The following is an 18,110-nucleotide window of genomic DNA, read 5'->3' on the forward strand; positions in this document are numbered from 1 at the left end:
GATTTTATACCCTTTTTGGAAACTGATTGAGCGATGTTTAGGCTACATGGGTCAATTTTCGGATTCATGGTACAGTTATCAGTTTAGATACTGTTCCGTGAATAATTCAGGTTAATCTCTATCTTTACAAACCGCAGACCTTATATTCCTATAATTGTACGCACCTTTAATATCTCATACAATATAAACCAATGCTTATTCAATACACACATAATCACCAATTTGTCGTAAATCCCACCTTCAAATATTACCTCTATATTTTCCGCAACAATATAATCAACTATCAGTGTACAAACATTATAAAAATCGTCCTTCGTTTCCCTTGTTTTTATTAATAGAGAAGTTTTTACAGATCTTAAAAACAACATATAGCAAAATTGTTTATTGTTTTGATCAAATTGTTTGCCTTTTTCATATAATTTTTTCATATATGTCCAAATTTCTGGTACAGGACTTAACGATAACGATCCTTCTGTAGCATTTACACAATATACTATTTTATTCAAAAACAAAATAGTATCTGCGTATTTTAAATACGTGTATATGAAATCTGTATCTTCTCCATATTTAAAATCATTAAAACAAATATCATTATTTTTAATAATTTTTGTTTTATATAATTTGCTACATACAGGATTGATAAAATACATTTCTTCCAATAATGATTGTGCAATCATTTTTTTTCCTTTGATTTTTTTTTGATGAGGCATAAATTCTTTTGTTTGTTTTCCCTCTGTTTTTTCTATTCCACCAACAACTAAATCTGCCTCATCCAATACACCCATATAAATCTCAATTGCATTTTGAGGTAATCTATCATCGCAATCTAAAAACAACATAAATGGAGTTTCCGTATTTTCTATTCCTATATTCCTTGCTTTTCCTGTTCCTCCATTCTCTTGCTCTATATAACAAAACCGCTCGTCTAATAGTGTATATTTTTTACATAAATTTCCCGTATCATCTGTTGATCCATCATTAATTAGAATTACTCTAAATTCCTTATAAGTTTGAGCCAATAATCCTTCTATACATTGTTTTACATATGCTTCTGCATTATACAATGGAACAATAACTGTAATTTTTTCCTTCATTTAGTTCTCTCTATTCTCCATAAAACGTTTACATTTTATAACTAAATTTCTACTTCTTAGCTTCCAATAATGTGTGTTAAAATGATATGTTTTAATTTTATAAAAATCATCGTCCACAATCGGATATTTTTCTATATTTTCAAACGAATTAGGAATTATTTTAAACCGTTCTTCATTTACTTTATTTTTCATTTTTCTAGATTGCATATGAATATATAAAAATTCTTCTTTATTTATTTTTCCATTATCAACATAATATCTTTCTAAATTGCCATCATTCCAAACAAAAAATCCCCTCACTCTTGACTCAACTTCATATTTATGTTCTGAATTCATATTAACTAATCTAAAAAAAGAAGATTTCATATAAATATTAGCAATTTTCAGCCCTTCAAATACACGTAAACCATTAGTTATAAAAATATTATTAATGCTGTTATTGTATTCTTCATCAAATGAATGGTTCCTAACATCAGCCAAAACTTCTTTGTATATTAGCTCTCCATTTAATGAACTCATAAATAATCTATTTATTTCATAAGTATTTTTAAAAATTGCACAATGACCATACACTCCTATTTTATCATAACCTTCTAAAATATCATCACAAATATATTTTCTAATATTACCCCAAATTAGATCACAGTCACAGTATCCCCAATAATCAAAATCTTTTAAATAATCCTCAAAAATATATCCATATGTTGGTCTATAATCGCATAACTTGTATGGACGCTCAATAGAAACTGCAAAATCAAATTTATTTCGAATGCGTTGCTGTATAGTTTTAAACTCTGTATATACTACTTTAACATTTGGAGGATATTGATAATCAGTTTTGTCATCCGTAAAAATAAGCCACGTCACAGTTGGATTCATCTTACATGATTTCAAAAACAGTTGAAAATAATTATTAAATTTCCCAAAATATGGAATTATAAATGCAATTTTATTCAATTTCTTTTTACCCTCTCTCTAAAGTTAAGTGCAAGATTAACAAATAACAGAATTAACTTTGTACTTCCTATTTCTTCTAATTTATAAAATATCTTCCACATAAATTTCATATTTTTATAAGAAAAAGCTTTTAACGCATCCCTAAACATATCATCATATATTATCTGTTTGCATACATGCTGTTTTTCCTCAAAATTTAAATTCGAATGACAAACAGAGAGTACATCTGAAAACGAAAGTAAAACAATACGATTATTTAGTGCTTCAAAAAACTTTTTTTCTAACTGATATTTCCTTGCAAAATTTCTCATCATTTGGCTAACATTTTTTCTCGTGCTGGCCAATTCTGGATGATATGTCGACACCAATGATTCATCATTTACCTTGTTGTAATGTAAATACACATTTCCTAAATATATTGCACTATTCACAAAATAAAAGATATTAATATTAAACCACAAATCCTCTGATAGCCCTACAATATTTCTCGGCTCAAATTTAATGTTTTTAATTATCTTCCTATTATAAAATTTCCCCCATGCAGTATTAAAATTATCTAATTTAGTTGGATCTTTTTCTTCTTCATCTACTGGTCCAAATAAGCGTAATAATAACTTATTTTGAACCATCTCCTTAGAAAATTCTATGTACGAATTATCAAACAGATTCGTTTTCATTGATCTATTCTTGTATTCTCTTATATAAGGCGTGAATAAAACATCTACTCTCTTTTTTTTCAAAACTTCCATACATGTTTCTAAGTAATTTTTTTCCAACCAATCGTCCGAATCTAAAAAAAACACATAATTCCCAATTGCTTTTTCTAACCCTGCATTTCTTGCGCTCGATAATCCTTCATTTTCTTTATGTATAATTTCAATTCTATTATCCTTTTTAGCATACCAATTTAATATCGATGCAGTTTTATCAGTTGAGCCATCATCTACAATTATTATTTGCAGCAGCTGATATGTTTGCTGAAGTACACTTTCAATAGTTCTTTTTATATAACGTTCCGCATTATAAGCTGGAATAATTATACTCAATAACATGCTATTCCTCCTAAAACTTGATTGTATTTAAATAGAGTATCTAAAACCTCATTCCAACCAAATTCTCCCAAGTTTACTGTCATAACCTGAAAGGTAATAATTAAAATAATATATGCCATTCCCATATAATATCTATAAGAATTTTTTAACAATTTTCCTCTAAAGGCTTTTCCAATATCAGTATAAGTTACTACCATAATAATTCTATAAAATCTAAAAAAAGTAGAATCCATAAAAAGTAATGGAATGAAAAGTAAAGAAAATATATTTATTCTCATAATATAATTTTCTCTTGAATTTATAGATAAATTTCTTAGGAATAAATTAGGATTTTCAATATATAGTGTAAGAAGGACTAAAATTACTTGCACACAGACAAACAATAATCCTGCTTTTAAACTTATATTATTATTCATATAAGTAGTCACTTTCGCTGAATTATCTCCTAATATTATTGCTACTAAATTACGTTGAAAGAAAATTATATAAACCTCAAGCGCTAAAATCATCCATATAACTTTAATATGCTTCTTTAAAATGATATCCATAAATAAATATGGAACCAAAATAATAGCACTGAAATGAAACCCTAACGCACATATAATTGCTATTATGCTCATTTTTATATTGTTATTTTTCATTGCAATCAGTGATATAACACAAAAAACAAAAGCAATAAAGAATCTCTTTTGTATTACACTGTCAACTAGAGGATATATTAAAAATAATGAATAAAACAAGCTTATTTTCTTAGTATTTTTTAATATAATCCAATATAATATTAAAATTAATACCGCTGAAACCACTGCATTGTATTCCCAATACTCCATTCCCATAGAATTCGTATAATTTCCAATCAAATTGGATAGCCAAGTACTTGGACTGCTAATTTTTGCATATGCTGTATTTTTGTAAATTAAATTGTTCTCAGCAAAATCCATTCCACCATTTGTAAATCCAACCACTAGCCATATCCAGATGGATTGAATAGCCGCTAATATTCTATTGTTTTGAATTACAATTCCAGTCAATATCAGAATAATAGATAACGTCACACAAAATATCATGAATTTTTCCTCAAATATAGCTCTACTATTTTATAATTTTCAAGCATCATTTTTTTTGATATTTTTTCATCAAATTTTTTTGCCATTCCATATGCATTTTTCATACATAAATTATAGTATTCTTTATCATTCTTCAATTTAAAAATTGCTTTTGCAAATTCTTCTGCATCTTCCGGATCACAACTTATACCAGTTTTCCCATCCACTAAATAATCTTTAATTCCATGCACATTAGAACCAACCAGTGGTTTTCCTGCTGCAAGCATTTCAATTCCAGCTAAACCCAGCCCTTCTATTTTAGATGGAATTGCCCCTAAATCAATACAATGTGAAAATCTCATTACCCAATCATGATCTCTCTGTCCCGTAAATATCACTTGGTCTTTTATTCCTAAGTCATTTACCAAGACTTCATAGTCATTTTTTTTACTTCCTGTTCCGCACATTACATAAATAATATTTTTATCTTTCAATTTCGCAATTGCTTGCAATATAACTTGCTGATTTTTCCTATCTGATAACTCTCCAATAGACATTATTACAAATGCACTCGATGATATTCCCATACTTCTTCTAAATGCTATTTTATCAACAGAAATACTAGAAATGCCCTCAACATCAACTCCAACTCCTGGTATGTACCTTTTCTCTTTTACTTTAAATTTGTTAATAACTCCATAATCTTCTTTGTTTATTGTAATAATCATATCCGTAAAATGTGCTAACATTCTTTCTAAGGGATAATATAAAATCCAATTTCTTAAACCAGACTTTTTATTAAAGTGAAAACCATGACATGTATAAATCATATAAGCCTTTTTTCCTCGGACATGCAATGCAGCAATTCTTGTAATTGCAGCTGCCACTGGTGTATGACAATGAATAATATCAAACTGATAATTTTTTATTAGACTTCTTAACTCCTCATATGCTTTTAAACTTTTTATTGAAAAAGGAGAGCGACTAAAATCAATCTGATGTTTTATGATATCTATATCATCAAACGTCCCATCATCTTGAAGCCATTTTTCACCTTCCATATTTGTTGCAGTATGTATTTCATATCCCATATTTTTTAATATTTGAATATCACTTTTTTCAAAATTTAAAAAATGATATACTGTTGCCACTATAAGAACTTTCTTCACATTCTCACCTCAAATATCTAGCAGGAACTCCAACATATATTCCTGCTTTTTCTATATTTTTAACTACAACTGCACCTGCACCAATTAAACACCCCTCACAGATATTTATGTTATTACTTACAACAGCACCAGCGCCAACCCATGTTCTATCACTAATTTCACATGTTCCTGCTACATGTGCTCCAACTGAAATATGAGAAAAGTTTCCAATTCTACAATCATGATCCACAGTTGCTCCGGTATTTATGATACATCCCTTTCCAATCACTACATCAGAATTAATAATCGCACCAGCCATTACTACAGATCCCTCGCCAATCTTAACTCTTCTACTAATAACCGCATTAGGATGAATTAATGTAACCAGATTTTTAAGATTTTTCTGAATTTTCTCTCTTACTTTCTCGTTTCCAATAGCAACAATTTTATCATCTTCATTATCAGCTGCTAATATACATTTGCCAACCACCGGAAATCCCGCACACTCTTTTACATCTTCATTATCGTCTAGAAAAAATATTTGCTCATATCCATTTTTCACTGCAATATCCGCAACCACTTTTCCATGACCACTGGCACCAATAATCATCAACTTTTTCAATAAGGCGCCCTCCATGAACTATTTTTTTCAACTGGCGTTCCCATAAACTCTTCCATAGTCGCAGAAGTTTCTGAACTAATCCCTTCATGTTTCAATACAGATTTAACTGTATCAATAATTATCTTAATATCTCCTACAAAAGTAATATGTGTCGTATACCACACATCCATTGCAAACTTATCTTCCCAAGACACTGCATTTCTCCCATGCGCCTGAGCATATCCTGTAAGTCCTGGTCTTACATCATGGCGATGGCGCTGTTCTTCGTTATATCTGTCAAGATATCTCACAAGCAACGGACGTGGACCAATAATTGCCATATCACCTTTCAAAATATTGATAAGCTCTGGCAATTCATCTAATGAAGAAGCGCGTAAAAACTTACCATATTTATTCAGTCGTAATTCGTCAGGAAGAAGATTTCCTTCTTTATCTTTTTTATTGCTCATTGTCCTAAATTTAATTAATTTAAAAATCTTTTCATCTTTTCCAGGGCGTTCCTGTGTAAAAAATGGGTTTCCGCCCATAAATATAGTCCCCAATATTATAAGGATCAAAAGAACTGGTAAAAGAACAATCAGCGCACATAAGCTTAAAATAAAATCAATCCCTCGTTTAAAATATTTCGCGTACACTTTTGATGCTCCATTTTTTATTTAGTTTATTCAAAGCAAGCACGAATTACGGCAATTATCTTATCCTGCTGCTCTACAGTCATCTTGTTATCACTTGGCAGACAAAGACCTCTTGCAAATATATCCATTCCAATATCAATTGGTTTTCCATCCACCTTGCTCAGCATACCGCCAGCAATATATGCATTCGTCTTCGCACGACCATTTCCTTCTCTGGTTGCAAATCCATTCATTCTATAAATCGGCTGCATATGCATTGGTTTCCAGATTGGACGTCCTTCTGCATTAATACTGCTGATTGCATCTAAAATCTCTGTTGGACAACTTTTGCCTTTCTCAGATGTATAGAGGACATCACATTCTCCTCTCACCTGCTTACACATAGCATCCTCATCAATAATCATGCAAGATAGCCAGAAGTTAGGCTCACTATTGTCAGCATCATAAGGATTCATTTTCACAGGAAGATTTTTAAATCCTTCTTTGTATCGTTCATAAATTGCTTTCTTCTGTGCAATATGCTCTTCCAGATGTGGAAACTGACTTCTCACAACCCCTGCAATCACATTACTCATTCTGTAGTTATAGCCAAGCTCTTCATGCTGATACCACGGTGCATTCTCTCTGGCCTGTGTAGACCACTTACGGACCTTATTCGCAGCTTCTTCACTGTCTGTAAGAAGCATTCCGCCAGAAGAACCTGTAATAATTTTGTTTCCGTTAAATGAAATCGCATTATATGTTCCAAATGTTCCAGTCTGTACACCTTTATATGTTGCTCCCAGAGATTCTGCTGCATCTTCAATAATTGCTGCACCATGTTTCTCACAGATTGCTTTAATCTGGTCAATCTTTCCTGGAGTTCCATAAAGATGCGCTACTACTACAACTTTTACCTCTGGATAAAGTTCAAATGCCTTTTCCAGAGCTACAGGATCCATATTCCAGGTATCATACTCTGTATCAATAAATACAGGCACACCGCCTTCATATACAACAGGATTTACAGTAGCATCAAATGTCATATCGGAACAAAATACTTTATCTCCAGGCTTTACACCAGCAAGTTTTACTGCCATATGAAGTGCTGCGGTTCCTGCGGATAACGCTACTGCATACTTGCATCCCACTTTCTCACATGCCAGACGTTCTACTTCATTGATGTTTGCTCCTACAGTTGACATCCAGTTTGTCTCATATGCTTCCATAACGTATTTCATACTGTCCGGATACATTGTTGGACTGCTAAGCCATACCTTTGATTCAAAAGGCTGAAAATTATTTTTGTTACTGAACATGATAACTTCCTCTTTTCCTGTTATTTATTTCCTGCTGCTTTTTCAAACAATTTTTTATATGTCTCTCCATGCAGTTTCAAATCATCCTTTGCCGCATGATAAGTCGGCACAATCTCTTCCACATAACTTCTGATATCCGGATTATTTCCATAAGCTACTACTGCCAGATTCTCAAGCTGATGTAAAAACTCATCTGTATCAAATGGAATCGGCTTTCCAATATGAATTAGATCATTATCCGTCTTAGTCAGCCCTTCCTCTGCCATCAGCTTCTCTTCATAAAGCTTTTCCCCAGGTCTCAGCCCAGTGTATTCCACTTTAATATCCACATCTGGTGTCAGTCCTGACATCTTGATCAGGTTTCTCGCCAGTGTATCAATTTTCACCGGAGCACCCATATCCAGGACGAAGATTTCTCCGCCTTTTGCATAGGTTCCAGCCTGAAGCACCAGACTTACTGCTTCCGGAATGGTCATAAAGTAGCGAATAATGTCCGGATGGGTAACCGTTACCGGACCGCCTTTGGCGATCTGTTTCTTAAATAAAGGAATAACAGATCCGTTGCTTCCCAGAACATTTCCGAAACGCACTGCCACAAACTCAGTCCTGTATTTTCTCTCACCATTTGCCCCTGGATTTTCACAAGTTGCTGCCACCTCTGCAAGTGCTTCCTCACTGTCCTCATAGTGGCTTCCCAGTAATGGAAGCAGATCTTCTCTTCCGGTTCTGCTAATCTTATCCATGGTCTGAATAACCATCTCACAGAGACGCTTGCTGGCTCCCATGATGTTGGTTGGATTAACCGCTTTATCTGTACTGATCAGCACGAAACGCTGACAGCCATTTTTCAAAGCTGCATGAGCTGTTTTATAGGTTCCCATTACATTGTTCTTGATTGCCTCACATGGGCTTGTCTCCATAAGAGGTACATGCTTATGTGCAGCTGCATGGTAAACAATGTCTGGTTTGTATGTTTCAAATACGTTGTTGATCTTTCTGGTATCGCGCACGGAGCCGATCAGTACCACCAGATCCAGATGTGAATATTTGGAGCGAAGCTCCTGTTCAATGTCGTAGGCATTGTTCTCATAGACATCGAAGATCACCAGTCGTTTCGGCGCGTGGGCTGCGATCTGACGGCAAAGCTCACTTCCGATGGAACCGCCACCACCAGTTACCAGAATGGTTTTTCCACTGATGTAGCGGAAAATCTCATCCATATTTACTTTGATCGGATCTCTTCCAAGAAGGTCTTCCACTGCCACGTCTTTCATTTTGCTGAGGGACACTTCTCCGGTGACAAACTGATACACACCTGGAAGAATCTTCATTTCACATTTGGTTTCTTTGCAGATGTTCAGGATATCTCTTCGATCTGCTGCACTTGCGCTTGGAATTGCCAGAAGGATCTGGTCGATTTTATATTTCTTTGCGCTTGCAAGAATATCATCACGGCCGCCTACAATAGGCACACTCTCCATATAGCGTCCCCATTTGTTGGAGTTATCGTCAATAATACAGCAGACCTTTCCCTTTGGCTCTTTGGCGCGTTCCACGTCGCGGAGAATGATCTGTCCTGCCTGGCCGGCACCAATCAGCATAATGTGATGCAGCGGACCTTCCTCTTCCTTCTGTTTCCGTGTTCTTTCCAGAAGAACAAATCGATATGAAAAGCGGATTCCTGTAATCAGGCAAAATTGAATAATGGTTCCGAAGAGATAATAGGACATTGGCATTCTCTGAATGGCAAATGTGATTCCAATTATCTGGAACAGGAATGTAAGTATAGTAGATAAGCCAATTCTTAACAGCTCACTGTAGCTTGCGAAGCGCCATACGCTGTTATAGAGGCGCAATGCCCAAAAGACAAAAACAGAGAATACTGTATACCATGGTGCAAATTTCAGATAGGCAGACAAATATTCTCCGGGTATTGCGGAGTATGTACAATCAAAGCGGAACCACAGTCCGAGAAAGTATGCGGCGTTTACGGCGATCACATCATAAATAACCAGATAAAGTGCGATTACCTGCCAATGCTCCAACTTTCTTTTTTTGCGTTCGGTTTTTTGTTTTTTCGTTGTCATTTCTTAATCATACGGACGGAGTTACCCCCCAGTCCTTTCCTCCCATTTTTCATAACTTTGACCACTTACCAGATAGCTTCCTGTCTGGTGCTTCGGCGACTCCCAAGATATCTTGGGGAAGTCCGGAACCCGCACCGGCGGTGGTCTGCCGAAAAGCCTGCGTCACTGGCGCAGCCTCTTTGCCCGGTTACCCGGTTTTATAGATAAGAGCGTTCGTAACGCTGCTTATTATCATTTTTATCTTTGTTGTCAATAATTATTTTATTCTACTTCCGCGAAAAAAGCTTTCCTGGCATTTCCTGCCAAGATTTCTGGCATCATTCAGGAAGCGGTTTCCCTGATGACCATTTTCACAGAGGAATTCATTTCCCTTCCGGCGAACCTTGCCGCCGCAGATGGCACATTTGTCCTTCAGTCCGTCTGTTCTGGTTTCCAGCACCAGAATTCCTTCTGCCCAGGCTTTGTACTGCAGGTTGGTCCGGATCTTGCTGCTTAAATGAAGCGGGGAAAAATTGCCGCTTTTTACCATTGCCATCCGGGTGAAGTTCCGGTCGTAATCGGGGAGGACAATGATTCCTGCCTGATTCTCTTTGCAGAAGTTCAGAATCTCACGGCTGACCTGGTGGGCATAGTGCTCGGACAGGTTCTTCAGGTGCATGTAGTACTTCCGGTTGGGCTGTGGGCTATTGTCTCCTACTGTGTTTGGTCTGGATTTCTGTATTCTGGTCTCCAGCAGCTTGCAGCGGTGGCGGTACGCATCTCCGCCCCGGCAGGTGTGTACAGCCAGCTGATTCCCCTGCTCATCCAGAATGCAGCACATTGCGAAAGTGTCTGTGTTTGTAAAGCGGACACTGCACAGGTTCGTACCTTCTTCCATTCGTTCTTTGGCAGTGCGGGCGTCGCTGTTCTCCTGTTTCACCGGGATATTCAGCAGGTAGCGCCTGCCCTCCTTTACCAGGGTGGGCGACATCAGCTGACCATCTTGGGGAAAGGGGCGTCCTTTCAGATTGCAGTCTGTCCAGATCCATTTCTCACCGTTCCACAGCTTCAGGCAAATGGATCTGTCGGTGAGGTCGGAATACATTCCTTTGAAAAAGGTAACCTTGGCTTCCAGCTTCTCAGGGAATCCGGATTGATGCTCCTGGGTGCTTTTTACTGTGGCAGATGCTTTGTTGATGGCGGCGCGTCTCAGGTAGACAGGTACTTTCCCCATTGGTAAGGGGTTGGTGGGCTGTCTGCCATCCCGACCGGCCAGGGTCAGGAGCTCCAGACTGCGCTGGATGTCGAAGAGGCTGCTGGTCCACAGTTCTTCGTGCTGTCTCAGAAGGTGGTAGTAAAATTCCACCACGTTCTGAAAATATTCTTCTGTTCTGTCCAGCCATATAGGCTTCGGACAAACCAGGCGCATGCGCCAGGTTCGGATGCTGTAGCCTGTTTTCATAGGTTTTTTCTGTGATTTTCGCTTTTCTTTTTCGTATTATTCCAGTAATGCGTAATTGGCGTGCAGACACGCACAGAAGCAGTACAAACTGGGCTATGACCACGAATGCGTACCACTTATTTTCAAAATAAGGGCAACAAAAAAAGACAACCTCTCAGAATTTTAGTTTTCTGAAATGATTGTCTTTCTCTGCTATATAAAATTTGCTACATTGCCTGCCCAATCATCTGGTTCATATACTGCCGTTTGGTCTCTGCCTGGATGTGCACGTACAGATCCAGGGTGGTGCGGACGGAAGTATGTCCAAGAATTTCTGACAGGGACTTGGCGTCAAAGCCATGCTCCACCCAGCGGCAGGAAAACTGATGCCTGAGGGCATGGATTTTGATAGGAGGGATTTCGCAGGTCTTTAAAAGCGCCGCATATCTACGCTGAATAATACGGGGCTCCATGCATTTCTCTGTTCCAGACAAAATGTATGTGGAATCCTTCCCCTGGAATCTTCTGGCGTGGAAGAGAAGCTTATCGGGAAGGGGAATTTCCCGGTTGGACTGCTCTGTCTTCGGCGGACCGATATAGAGGACTGTCTTTGGGACTTTGCCTGTATTGGGATTGACTGCGTGATCCAGATTCTTGATCCGAAGCACCGTCCGCTGAATGCGGATCTTGCGCTGGGCAAAATCAATGTCGCCCCAACGGAGTCCGCTTAACTCGCCTACCCGGATGCCGGTGTGCATACAGAGCAGCAGACCGAAATGAAACTCATTCATATTGGTGAGCAGAAAATTTTCCAGCTTCTGGTAGTCAGTAAGACTCATGATCTTTACCTCTTTTCCGCTTGCGGAGATATGAGGATAACAGATGGGCTCTGCGGTGTAAATGCCTTTTTTTGCTGCGAAATTCAGTACATTTCGAAGAACACTTAAGGTTACATGAATGGTTCCGGCGGATAGGCCCTGCTCCTTTTTTCTCTGAATCAGCTGCATGATCCGGGAGTTGGTGAGCTTGCGGATCTGGATATCCCCAAGCTGGGGGAGAAGCTGGTTCTTCAGGATTGCCTCGTAATTGGAAAAAGTGCTGTCTTTAATGACGTAGCGGACGCTTTGTTTCCAGTACTCTGTGACTGTGGCAAAAGTTGCCTGGTAGTTAAGACCCACGGTCTTACATATCTGGTGCCCGTATCCGGGGAGCTCTGAAATCTTCTGGTTTCGTTTATCCTTTACCTCGTGGTAGGATTTTCCATAAATGGAACCGTAATGGATCTTGCCGTCCGGTTCCCGGTATTTGATATAACGGGCTTCCCAGCGCCCGTCCTTGCGTTTGCGTATATTTTCGCCTTTTCTGCACATAGCTGCCTCCTTGTTTTCTATAGATACATACCAATTATTTGACCACGCAAACATTGTATACCGAAATACACCATTTGAAAAACGCATGGAAAACAAGTGGATTTCTTAATAAATGTGGTATATTTCGACAAAAAAAGTCTATAGCTTCTATAATTGGTTGACTTTCCCTTGTATTCGCGATAGAATGTAAAGCGACGATGGGAAAGAAAGCAGAAATCATGCTTGAACGGCCCCCAGTCGCATTACTGGAATAATGCGACTGGGGGCCGTTCTTTTTTATTGTTTTCGTTTATTATTGGGATTATTCATTTTTATTATACATTGGGATGATTTCTTATATAGGAAGGGCCGGGAATGATCAGGTGAGTGATGTCCCGGCCGAGGTTTTCTTCTTTATTTTATTCCGAATTCTTTCATAAGTTGTTTCTGCTATTCTTCATCTTCTGTTGCTTTTATACAATCTTCAATACGATTTGAAGAAAGCAACTTCTTATTCAGAGTATTTAATGCTATACGTTCTTTTTCACGCCCATCTTTCTCTATCATCTGTCCCAATCTCATATATCTCTATAATATCACAATATACTATAAAAATCATCTTAAAAGTTTATAAATTTTCAAAAAAGAAAGACAGACCCTTTTCAGATCTGCCTTTCGACTTTATTTATTTGCTTTTACTGCTGTGTCGTAGTATCTGCAGCTGCGGTTCCGTCTGTGGTGGTTCCGTCGGCTGCGGTGGTGTTGGTCTGGGTCTCGGCTGCTACTGTGCCGGGCTCGGCAACAGACTCGGTAGAGGTAGTTGTATCTGTGGAGCCGCTGATCGGGGCGTCAGCTTCTTCCTGGGTAACCACCTCTCCGTTGCGGACTTTTTCCATAAGGCTCTTGGCCTTATCAACGGTGTTATAATCTGGAACCATAACGTATGCCTTCTGGCTCATGGAGTATGGCTTCTCAGTAGCACCAGTTCCGTCTACACTATAGGAAACGATGGTCCAGTCGCCGCCGTTTGAAAGCTGCTGCTGAAGGATCTGTGCGATCTCTTCGTAAGTGATGTTGGTACCGAAGCATCCGTCCAGGCTGGAAAGGATAGAGGAATAGCTGGTAAGGATTTCCGGGGAAAGAGCCTTCTTCACAACACCACGGATAACTGCCATCTGGTTCTTACCTCTCTGGCGGTCACCCTCCTGGAAAGCGTAACGCTCTCTTGCAAATACAAGGGCCTGCTCGCCGTTTACGTAGTTCTCACCTTTGTTAAAGTGATATCCGGTAATGTTTCCAGAATTGAAATCATAGTCAGAATCTACTGTAATTCCACCAAGTGCATCGATTACTTTTACAAATCCACCGAAGTTGATTCGGAAGTAATAATTGATATCAATGTCATACAGCATTCCAAGAGTATCCATACATACATCAATACCGTAGATACCTGCATGTGTCAGCTTATCCGGAGCTCCATTGGAAATAGAGAGCGGTACATAGTAATCACGAGGTGTGGAAACCAGCAGGATCTCGTGGGTGTCTGTATTCACAGTGGCGATGATGTTAACATCGCTTCGGCTCTTAGCTGTCATTTCCCCTCTGGTGTCGATACCACTGAGATAAACCGTATACACTTTACCGCCATTGGCTGTGGTGATCGGCTCTACCGGAGTCTCCTCAGCTGCTGCCTGGATTTCTGTCTCAACGTCTACAGTTCCAACTTCCTTTACCTTGGTTCCGAAATCGGTGTAGCCGTCCATATCCTCATAAACACTGAGGTACGCACTGTTCATAAGCATAGCATTGACTTCACCATTCAGAAGTCCGTCTGCAAGTTCAGTAAGACCTGCATACTCGGTAGTCTGTACATCTGTGCCAAACTCGCTCTTCAAATGCTCTACTGCACCGTCTGTATTCTCACGGTCAAGGGAGGAAAGAATCCCATAATTATATCCCTTGGTTGCCTCAACAGAATCAGCTGCATCATCACTCTTTACATAAACTGCAATCTGTGTAACCTCTGTAGTCACACTGGAAATATCGCTGATTGCAGTTCTTGTCTTATTAATATAAAAACCGCCAAATCCCAGAATTGCAACCAGAATTACAGCGAAAATGGTTCCGCCTATAAATCTGCCCGTATACCTGGTATGCCATACCAGCAGCCAGATAATCGCTGCAAGCACTGCAAGTACAATGCCGATAATCAGCATGTAAATTGTAGGAATCATCTTGGTCATCGCAAGAAGTCCCATGAAAACAACAGAAAGCATAATGACGATGATGGTGATCACCGCACCTGGTATCCAGTCGTTTCTTCTTCTCCTTCTACTCATCTGTTAGCTCCTTTTTATTCTTTTGTTTGTTGCTGCCCGCCGCTGTCGGAACGTAATATTATCCAATTACGGTTCATTCTGTGGCCGGTAACCTATTCAGAACATAGCATATATTTTATACGCTGACAACTGGAAAATCAAGTCAAATAGTGTTATAATACGAAAGATTTATGAAAAATTTTTTATGAAAACGTTATAATTTCCAGGACGCGGGTGGGACTATGACGAACAAACCGTATCCGGCAGATGTAAATATATTGCCGATTTCTTAGAAGTATGATTTTCGGTGCTCTGCCAATTCAAGGAGGAACTACATTATGACAAAACAGGAATTTCAGGAACTGACACAGAAGATCGTCATTTTGGATGGTGCTACAGGCTCGAACCTGATGGCGGCCGGTATGCCTAAGGGCATCTGCACAGAGGAATGGGTGCTTGCACATAAGGACGTGATCCAGAATCTGCAGAGAGCTTATATTGATGCTGGAAGCGATATCATCTACGCTCCTACTTTTGGCGGCAATCGAGTGTCCCTTACCATGCATGGGCTGCAGGATCGTATTGAGGAGATCAACCGCACTCTTGTTTCTTATTCAAGAGAGGTTGCGGATGCTGCGGATCATAAGGTTTATGTGGCTGCTGATATTACAACCAGCGGCAAGATGATGGCTCCTGCCGGGGAGATGACTTACGAGGCAGCGTTCGAGATGTATCAGGAGCAGATTGGCATTCTGAAGGATTCCGGTGTGGATCTGATCGTTGCTGAGACTATGATTAATATAGAAGAAACTCTTGCGGCTGTGGATGCGGCTGCCTCTGTCTGCGATCTGCCGATTATGTGTACTATGACTGTGGAAGCGGATGGAAGTATTTTCAGCGGCGGAAACGCCATCGAGGCTGCTGCTTCCCTGGAGGCTGCCGGTGCCGATGCCGTAGGCGTCAACTGCTCCGTTGGCCCAGACCAGCTGGTTTCTGTTATCCGCAATATTAAGGAAAACGTATCCATCCCAGTTATTGCGAAACCAAATGCTGGTATGCCGTTTATTGATGATAAGGGAAATGCGGTATATTCCATGAAGGCTGCTGAGTTCGCTGCACATATTAAAGCACTGGTTGACGCCGGGGCTGGTATTGTGGGCGGCTGCTGCGGAACAACACCGGAGTTTATTAAGGAAGTTGCAAAAATTCTTGTGCATTAATGTACTATGTGAAATTAGAGATCTGATCACAGTGTCAGATCTCTAATTATGTAGTCTTTCTGAATTATTTCTTTTCTCTATGGTATTTCGTATGTCTCGCATAACACCAGGTGCAATTTCCTCTTCGATTAACTTATCTGCTTCGTACGCATCTGCTAGAAGCTGTTTTATCTTAGGTTTGGTTTTTCTAACAACTTGTTCTTTTTTCAAACCATTAAGAATCCCTTGAATAACATTTCCAAGATTCACATAATTTAATCCTACAATATTGCAATGTTTTTGATTTATATTTCTTGTTGGTGTATCTCCTAATTCCTCATCAAACATCAACTGTTTCAAATCAGCTTCTTCTATTTTTATTGCATCAATTGTTCCAATCGACTCACAATTAGAAGCTAGTGCAATAAACGCATCATTAATATCCTCTTCATTTTCTACTTTCCATACCGAAAGTTTATTTTTTTCTGTACGAAATTCAGCTACAACTGTATCCGCATCCACATTTTCCAGTGTCGCCTGCGGTATACTCTCTTCTGACGGCCATTTTCCACGAGTAATCTTTCTCAGATAGTACATTTACGACTCCTTCCTCCCTTACATAAGCGCATACCTCTTCGGCATATTCCTGAAGCCACTTTTCAGAAAAAGAGTTGGCATCAAGAAATGTACAAGCTTCCTTATCTTCCCAATTTTCATAACATCTAATTCCCATTTCAATTACATCCATGTACTTAGTTCTCGTTGCTGCAAGTGCAAGAATAGCGGCTCCCTCTCCTAGCAACGTATATGGAATTTGAGACAATACAACCATAATATTCCATATAAGCATATGATTATCTCTTTTTACTGCAAAATAATATATTTTTTGTAATAACGGCACAATATCTTCTTTTTCCGCTGTTTTTGAAAAAAACTCCTGAGTTAGAGAAGTCCGCCCAGTCTCATAATAATTAGATGTCAAATCCATTCTAATTTCAAACGGTAAAGTTCTTAACGGATTATAGCTTCTATTTTCTGTCTCACTCGTTATGTCTGTTTTTGAACGAATATTATTTTTTAACCAGTAATTATTTAAATTCATAAATAAAATCTTCCTCCAGACATTTCTGAAAAGCTATTGATTTTTCTACAAACGCTTTTATATCTTCATTATAAAATCTATTTTTTCGGTTTTCCTGCCATGTATTTATATCAAAATCAATTCTGTACCCATCAACTTCCATATTTGTTCCCTGGTCTGTCAACCAACGTGAAATAGTGGTTATAAAATTCATTTTCTCTTCAGATTCATTTATCTTAACATTTTCTCTTCCAGCATATCTTACCATAAATTCATCTGTCAAATTTGATTCATAAAAATGGGTGGGTTTTATAAATTTTTCCCTAAATTTCTTTTTCTTTTCTCCGTCAAGTTCAAAATTCACATATGATGTAAACCAAGCTAGCCTATTTGGAATCGGCATAATTTGCTTAAATTCATCATACATACAAATTATTAATTCACATAACTCTGGCAAAAGTTTTTCCTTCTCATTCTCAGAAAATCCTGTTTTTTCTAAGGATGTAATTTCCGCATCCATTCTGTTACTATATACTGTAATTGTCAATGCTCCATTTGCTGAAGTCAGTTGTATTCTTCTGGAAGTATTCCCATCTGCAGAAATCTCCTGCGCTATCCCCGGTAATAATTCAAGACCTTCAAAGGCTCGCATGACTTTCATCATATTTTCACTTGTGTATGAAATGTTGCTATAATCGGCAAATGTAGATAATTTATAACTAATATTAGAAATCATAATATTTTCAATTCCTTTCCAACACATTAATGTATTTTATTAATCCTCATACGTTTTTGTTACATTTA

At 38.2% G+C, this 18,110-nt stretch carries 16 protein-coding genes; 1 reads left to right on the top strand and 15 read right to left on the bottom strand.

Annotated elements, in window-relative coordinates; translation table 11 throughout:
• Positions 1-140 precede the first annotated feature (140 nt).
• The 12 genes from ACTQ50_RS10890 to ACTQ50_RS10945 all read right to left on the bottom strand — a co-directional run bounded on the left by ACTQ50_RS10890 (position 141) and on the right by ACTQ50_RS10945 (position 15,047).
• Entirely contained in the window at positions 141-1,094 is a 954-nt protein-coding gene (locus ACTQ50_RS10890) for a glycosyltransferase family 2 protein (protein WP_441484225.1), read from the bottom strand.
• Positions 1,095-2,051: a DUF6625 family protein gene (locus tag ACTQ50_RS10895; RefSeq protein ID WP_441484226.1), complete on the bottom strand. Its 957-nt coding sequence runs from the start codon at positions 2,049-2,051 to the stop codon at positions 1,095-1,097. It abuts the gene before it with no gap.
• The gene (locus ACTQ50_RS10900; RefSeq protein WP_441484227.1) at positions 2,048-3,103 is read right to left on the bottom strand and encodes a glycosyltransferase family 2 protein; all 1,056 of its coding nucleotides are present in this window, start codon (positions 3,101-3,103) and stop codon (positions 2,048-2,050) included. Before ACTQ50_RS10900 ends, ACTQ50_RS10895 begins: the two co-directional genes overlap by 4 nt.
• On the bottom strand, positions 3,094-4,170 hold the full coding sequence (locus ACTQ50_RS10905) for an EpsG family protein (protein WP_441484228.1): 1,077 nt from the start codon (positions 4,168-4,170) through the stop codon (positions 3,094-3,096). The genes ACTQ50_RS10900 and ACTQ50_RS10905 overlap by 10 nt, the downstream gene beginning before the upstream one ends.
• A complete protein-coding gene (locus ACTQ50_RS10910; protein WP_441484229.1) occupies positions 4,167-5,318 on the bottom strand; it encodes a glycosyltransferase in 1,152 nt (383 codons plus the stop codon). The genes ACTQ50_RS10905 and ACTQ50_RS10910 overlap by 4 nt, the downstream gene beginning before the upstream one ends.
• A gap of 4 nt (positions 5,319-5,322) precedes the next feature.
• Positions 5,323-5,919 carry an acetyltransferase gene (locus ACTQ50_RS10915; protein WP_441484230.1) on the bottom strand — a complete coding sequence of 199 codons (597 nt, stop codon included), beginning with the start codon at positions 5,917-5,919 and terminating at the stop codon, positions 5,323-5,325.
• Entirely contained in the window at positions 5,916-6,554 is a 639-nt protein-coding gene (locus ACTQ50_RS10920; protein WP_441484231.1) for a sugar transferase, read from the bottom strand. Before ACTQ50_RS10920 ends, ACTQ50_RS10915 begins: the two co-directional genes overlap by 4 nt.
• 26 nt (positions 6,555-6,580) lie before the next feature.
• Positions 6,581-7,852 (bottom strand): DegT/DnrJ/EryC1/StrS family aminotransferase, encoded by a 1,272-nt coding sequence (locus tag ACTQ50_RS10925; protein WP_441484232.1) that lies wholly within the window; start codon positions 7,850-7,852, stop codon positions 6,581-6,583.
• A 20-nt stretch (positions 7,853-7,872) separates the two neighbouring features.
• The gene (locus ACTQ50_RS10930; protein WP_441484233.1) at positions 7,873-9,939 is read right to left on the bottom strand and encodes a polysaccharide biosynthesis protein; all 2,067 of its coding nucleotides are present in this window, start codon (positions 9,937-9,939) and stop codon (positions 7,873-7,875) included.
• A 256-nt stretch (positions 9,940-10,195) separates the two neighbouring features.
• Complete coding sequence (locus ACTQ50_RS10935; protein WP_441484234.1) at positions 10,196-11,380, bottom strand: zinc ribbon domain-containing protein; 1,185 nt, start codon at positions 11,378-11,380, stop codon at positions 10,196-10,198.
• A gap of 206 nt (positions 11,381-11,586) precedes the next feature.
• Positions 11,587-12,729, bottom strand: a complete 1,143-nt coding sequence (locus ACTQ50_RS10940) for a tyrosine-type recombinase/integrase (RefSeq protein ID WP_441484235.1) — start codon at positions 12,727-12,729, stop codon at positions 11,587-11,589.
• Positions 12,730-13,403: 674 nt separating this feature from the next.
• The gene (locus ACTQ50_RS10945; RefSeq protein ID WP_441484236.1) at positions 13,404-15,047 is read right to left on the bottom strand and encodes an LCP family glycopolymer transferase; all 1,644 of its coding nucleotides are present in this window, start codon (positions 15,045-15,047) and stop codon (positions 13,404-13,406) included.
• Between the two features lie 317 nt (positions 15,048-15,364).
• On the opposite strand from ACTQ50_RS10945, the gene ACTQ50_RS10950 reads away from it, so the two are divergent.
• Positions 15,365-16,246 (top strand): homocysteine S-methyltransferase family protein, encoded by an 882-nt coding sequence (locus ACTQ50_RS10950; RefSeq protein WP_441484237.1) that lies wholly within the window; start codon positions 15,365-15,367, stop codon positions 16,244-16,246.
• Positions 16,247-16,288: 42 nt separating this feature from the next.
• Here the strand turns inward: ACTQ50_RS10950 and ACTQ50_RS10955 are convergent, their stop codons facing one another.
• The 3 genes from ACTQ50_RS10955 to ACTQ50_RS10965 are packed head-to-tail and all read right to left on the bottom strand — an operon-like array spanning position 16,289 to position 18,042.
• Positions 16,289-16,747: a hypothetical protein gene (locus ACTQ50_RS10955; protein WP_441484238.1), complete on the bottom strand. Its 459-nt coding sequence runs from the start codon at positions 16,745-16,747 to the stop codon at positions 16,289-16,291.
• Positions 16,722-17,327: a hypothetical protein gene (locus tag ACTQ50_RS10960; protein WP_441484239.1), complete on the bottom strand. Its 606-nt coding sequence runs from the start codon at positions 17,325-17,327 to the stop codon at positions 16,722-16,724. Before ACTQ50_RS10960 ends, ACTQ50_RS10955 begins: the two co-directional genes overlap by 26 nt.
• Entirely contained in the window at positions 17,314-18,042 is a 729-nt protein-coding gene (locus ACTQ50_RS10965; protein ID WP_441484240.1) for a hypothetical protein, read from the bottom strand. Before ACTQ50_RS10965 ends, ACTQ50_RS10960 begins: the two co-directional genes overlap by 14 nt.
• Positions 18,043-18,110: the final 68 nt, after the last annotated feature.

The sequence above is a fragment of the Blautia sp. Sow4_E7 genome, assembly GCF_052116245.1.
Taxonomy (GTDB): domain Bacteria; phylum Bacillota; class Clostridia; order Lachnospirales; family Lachnospiraceae; genus Blautia_A.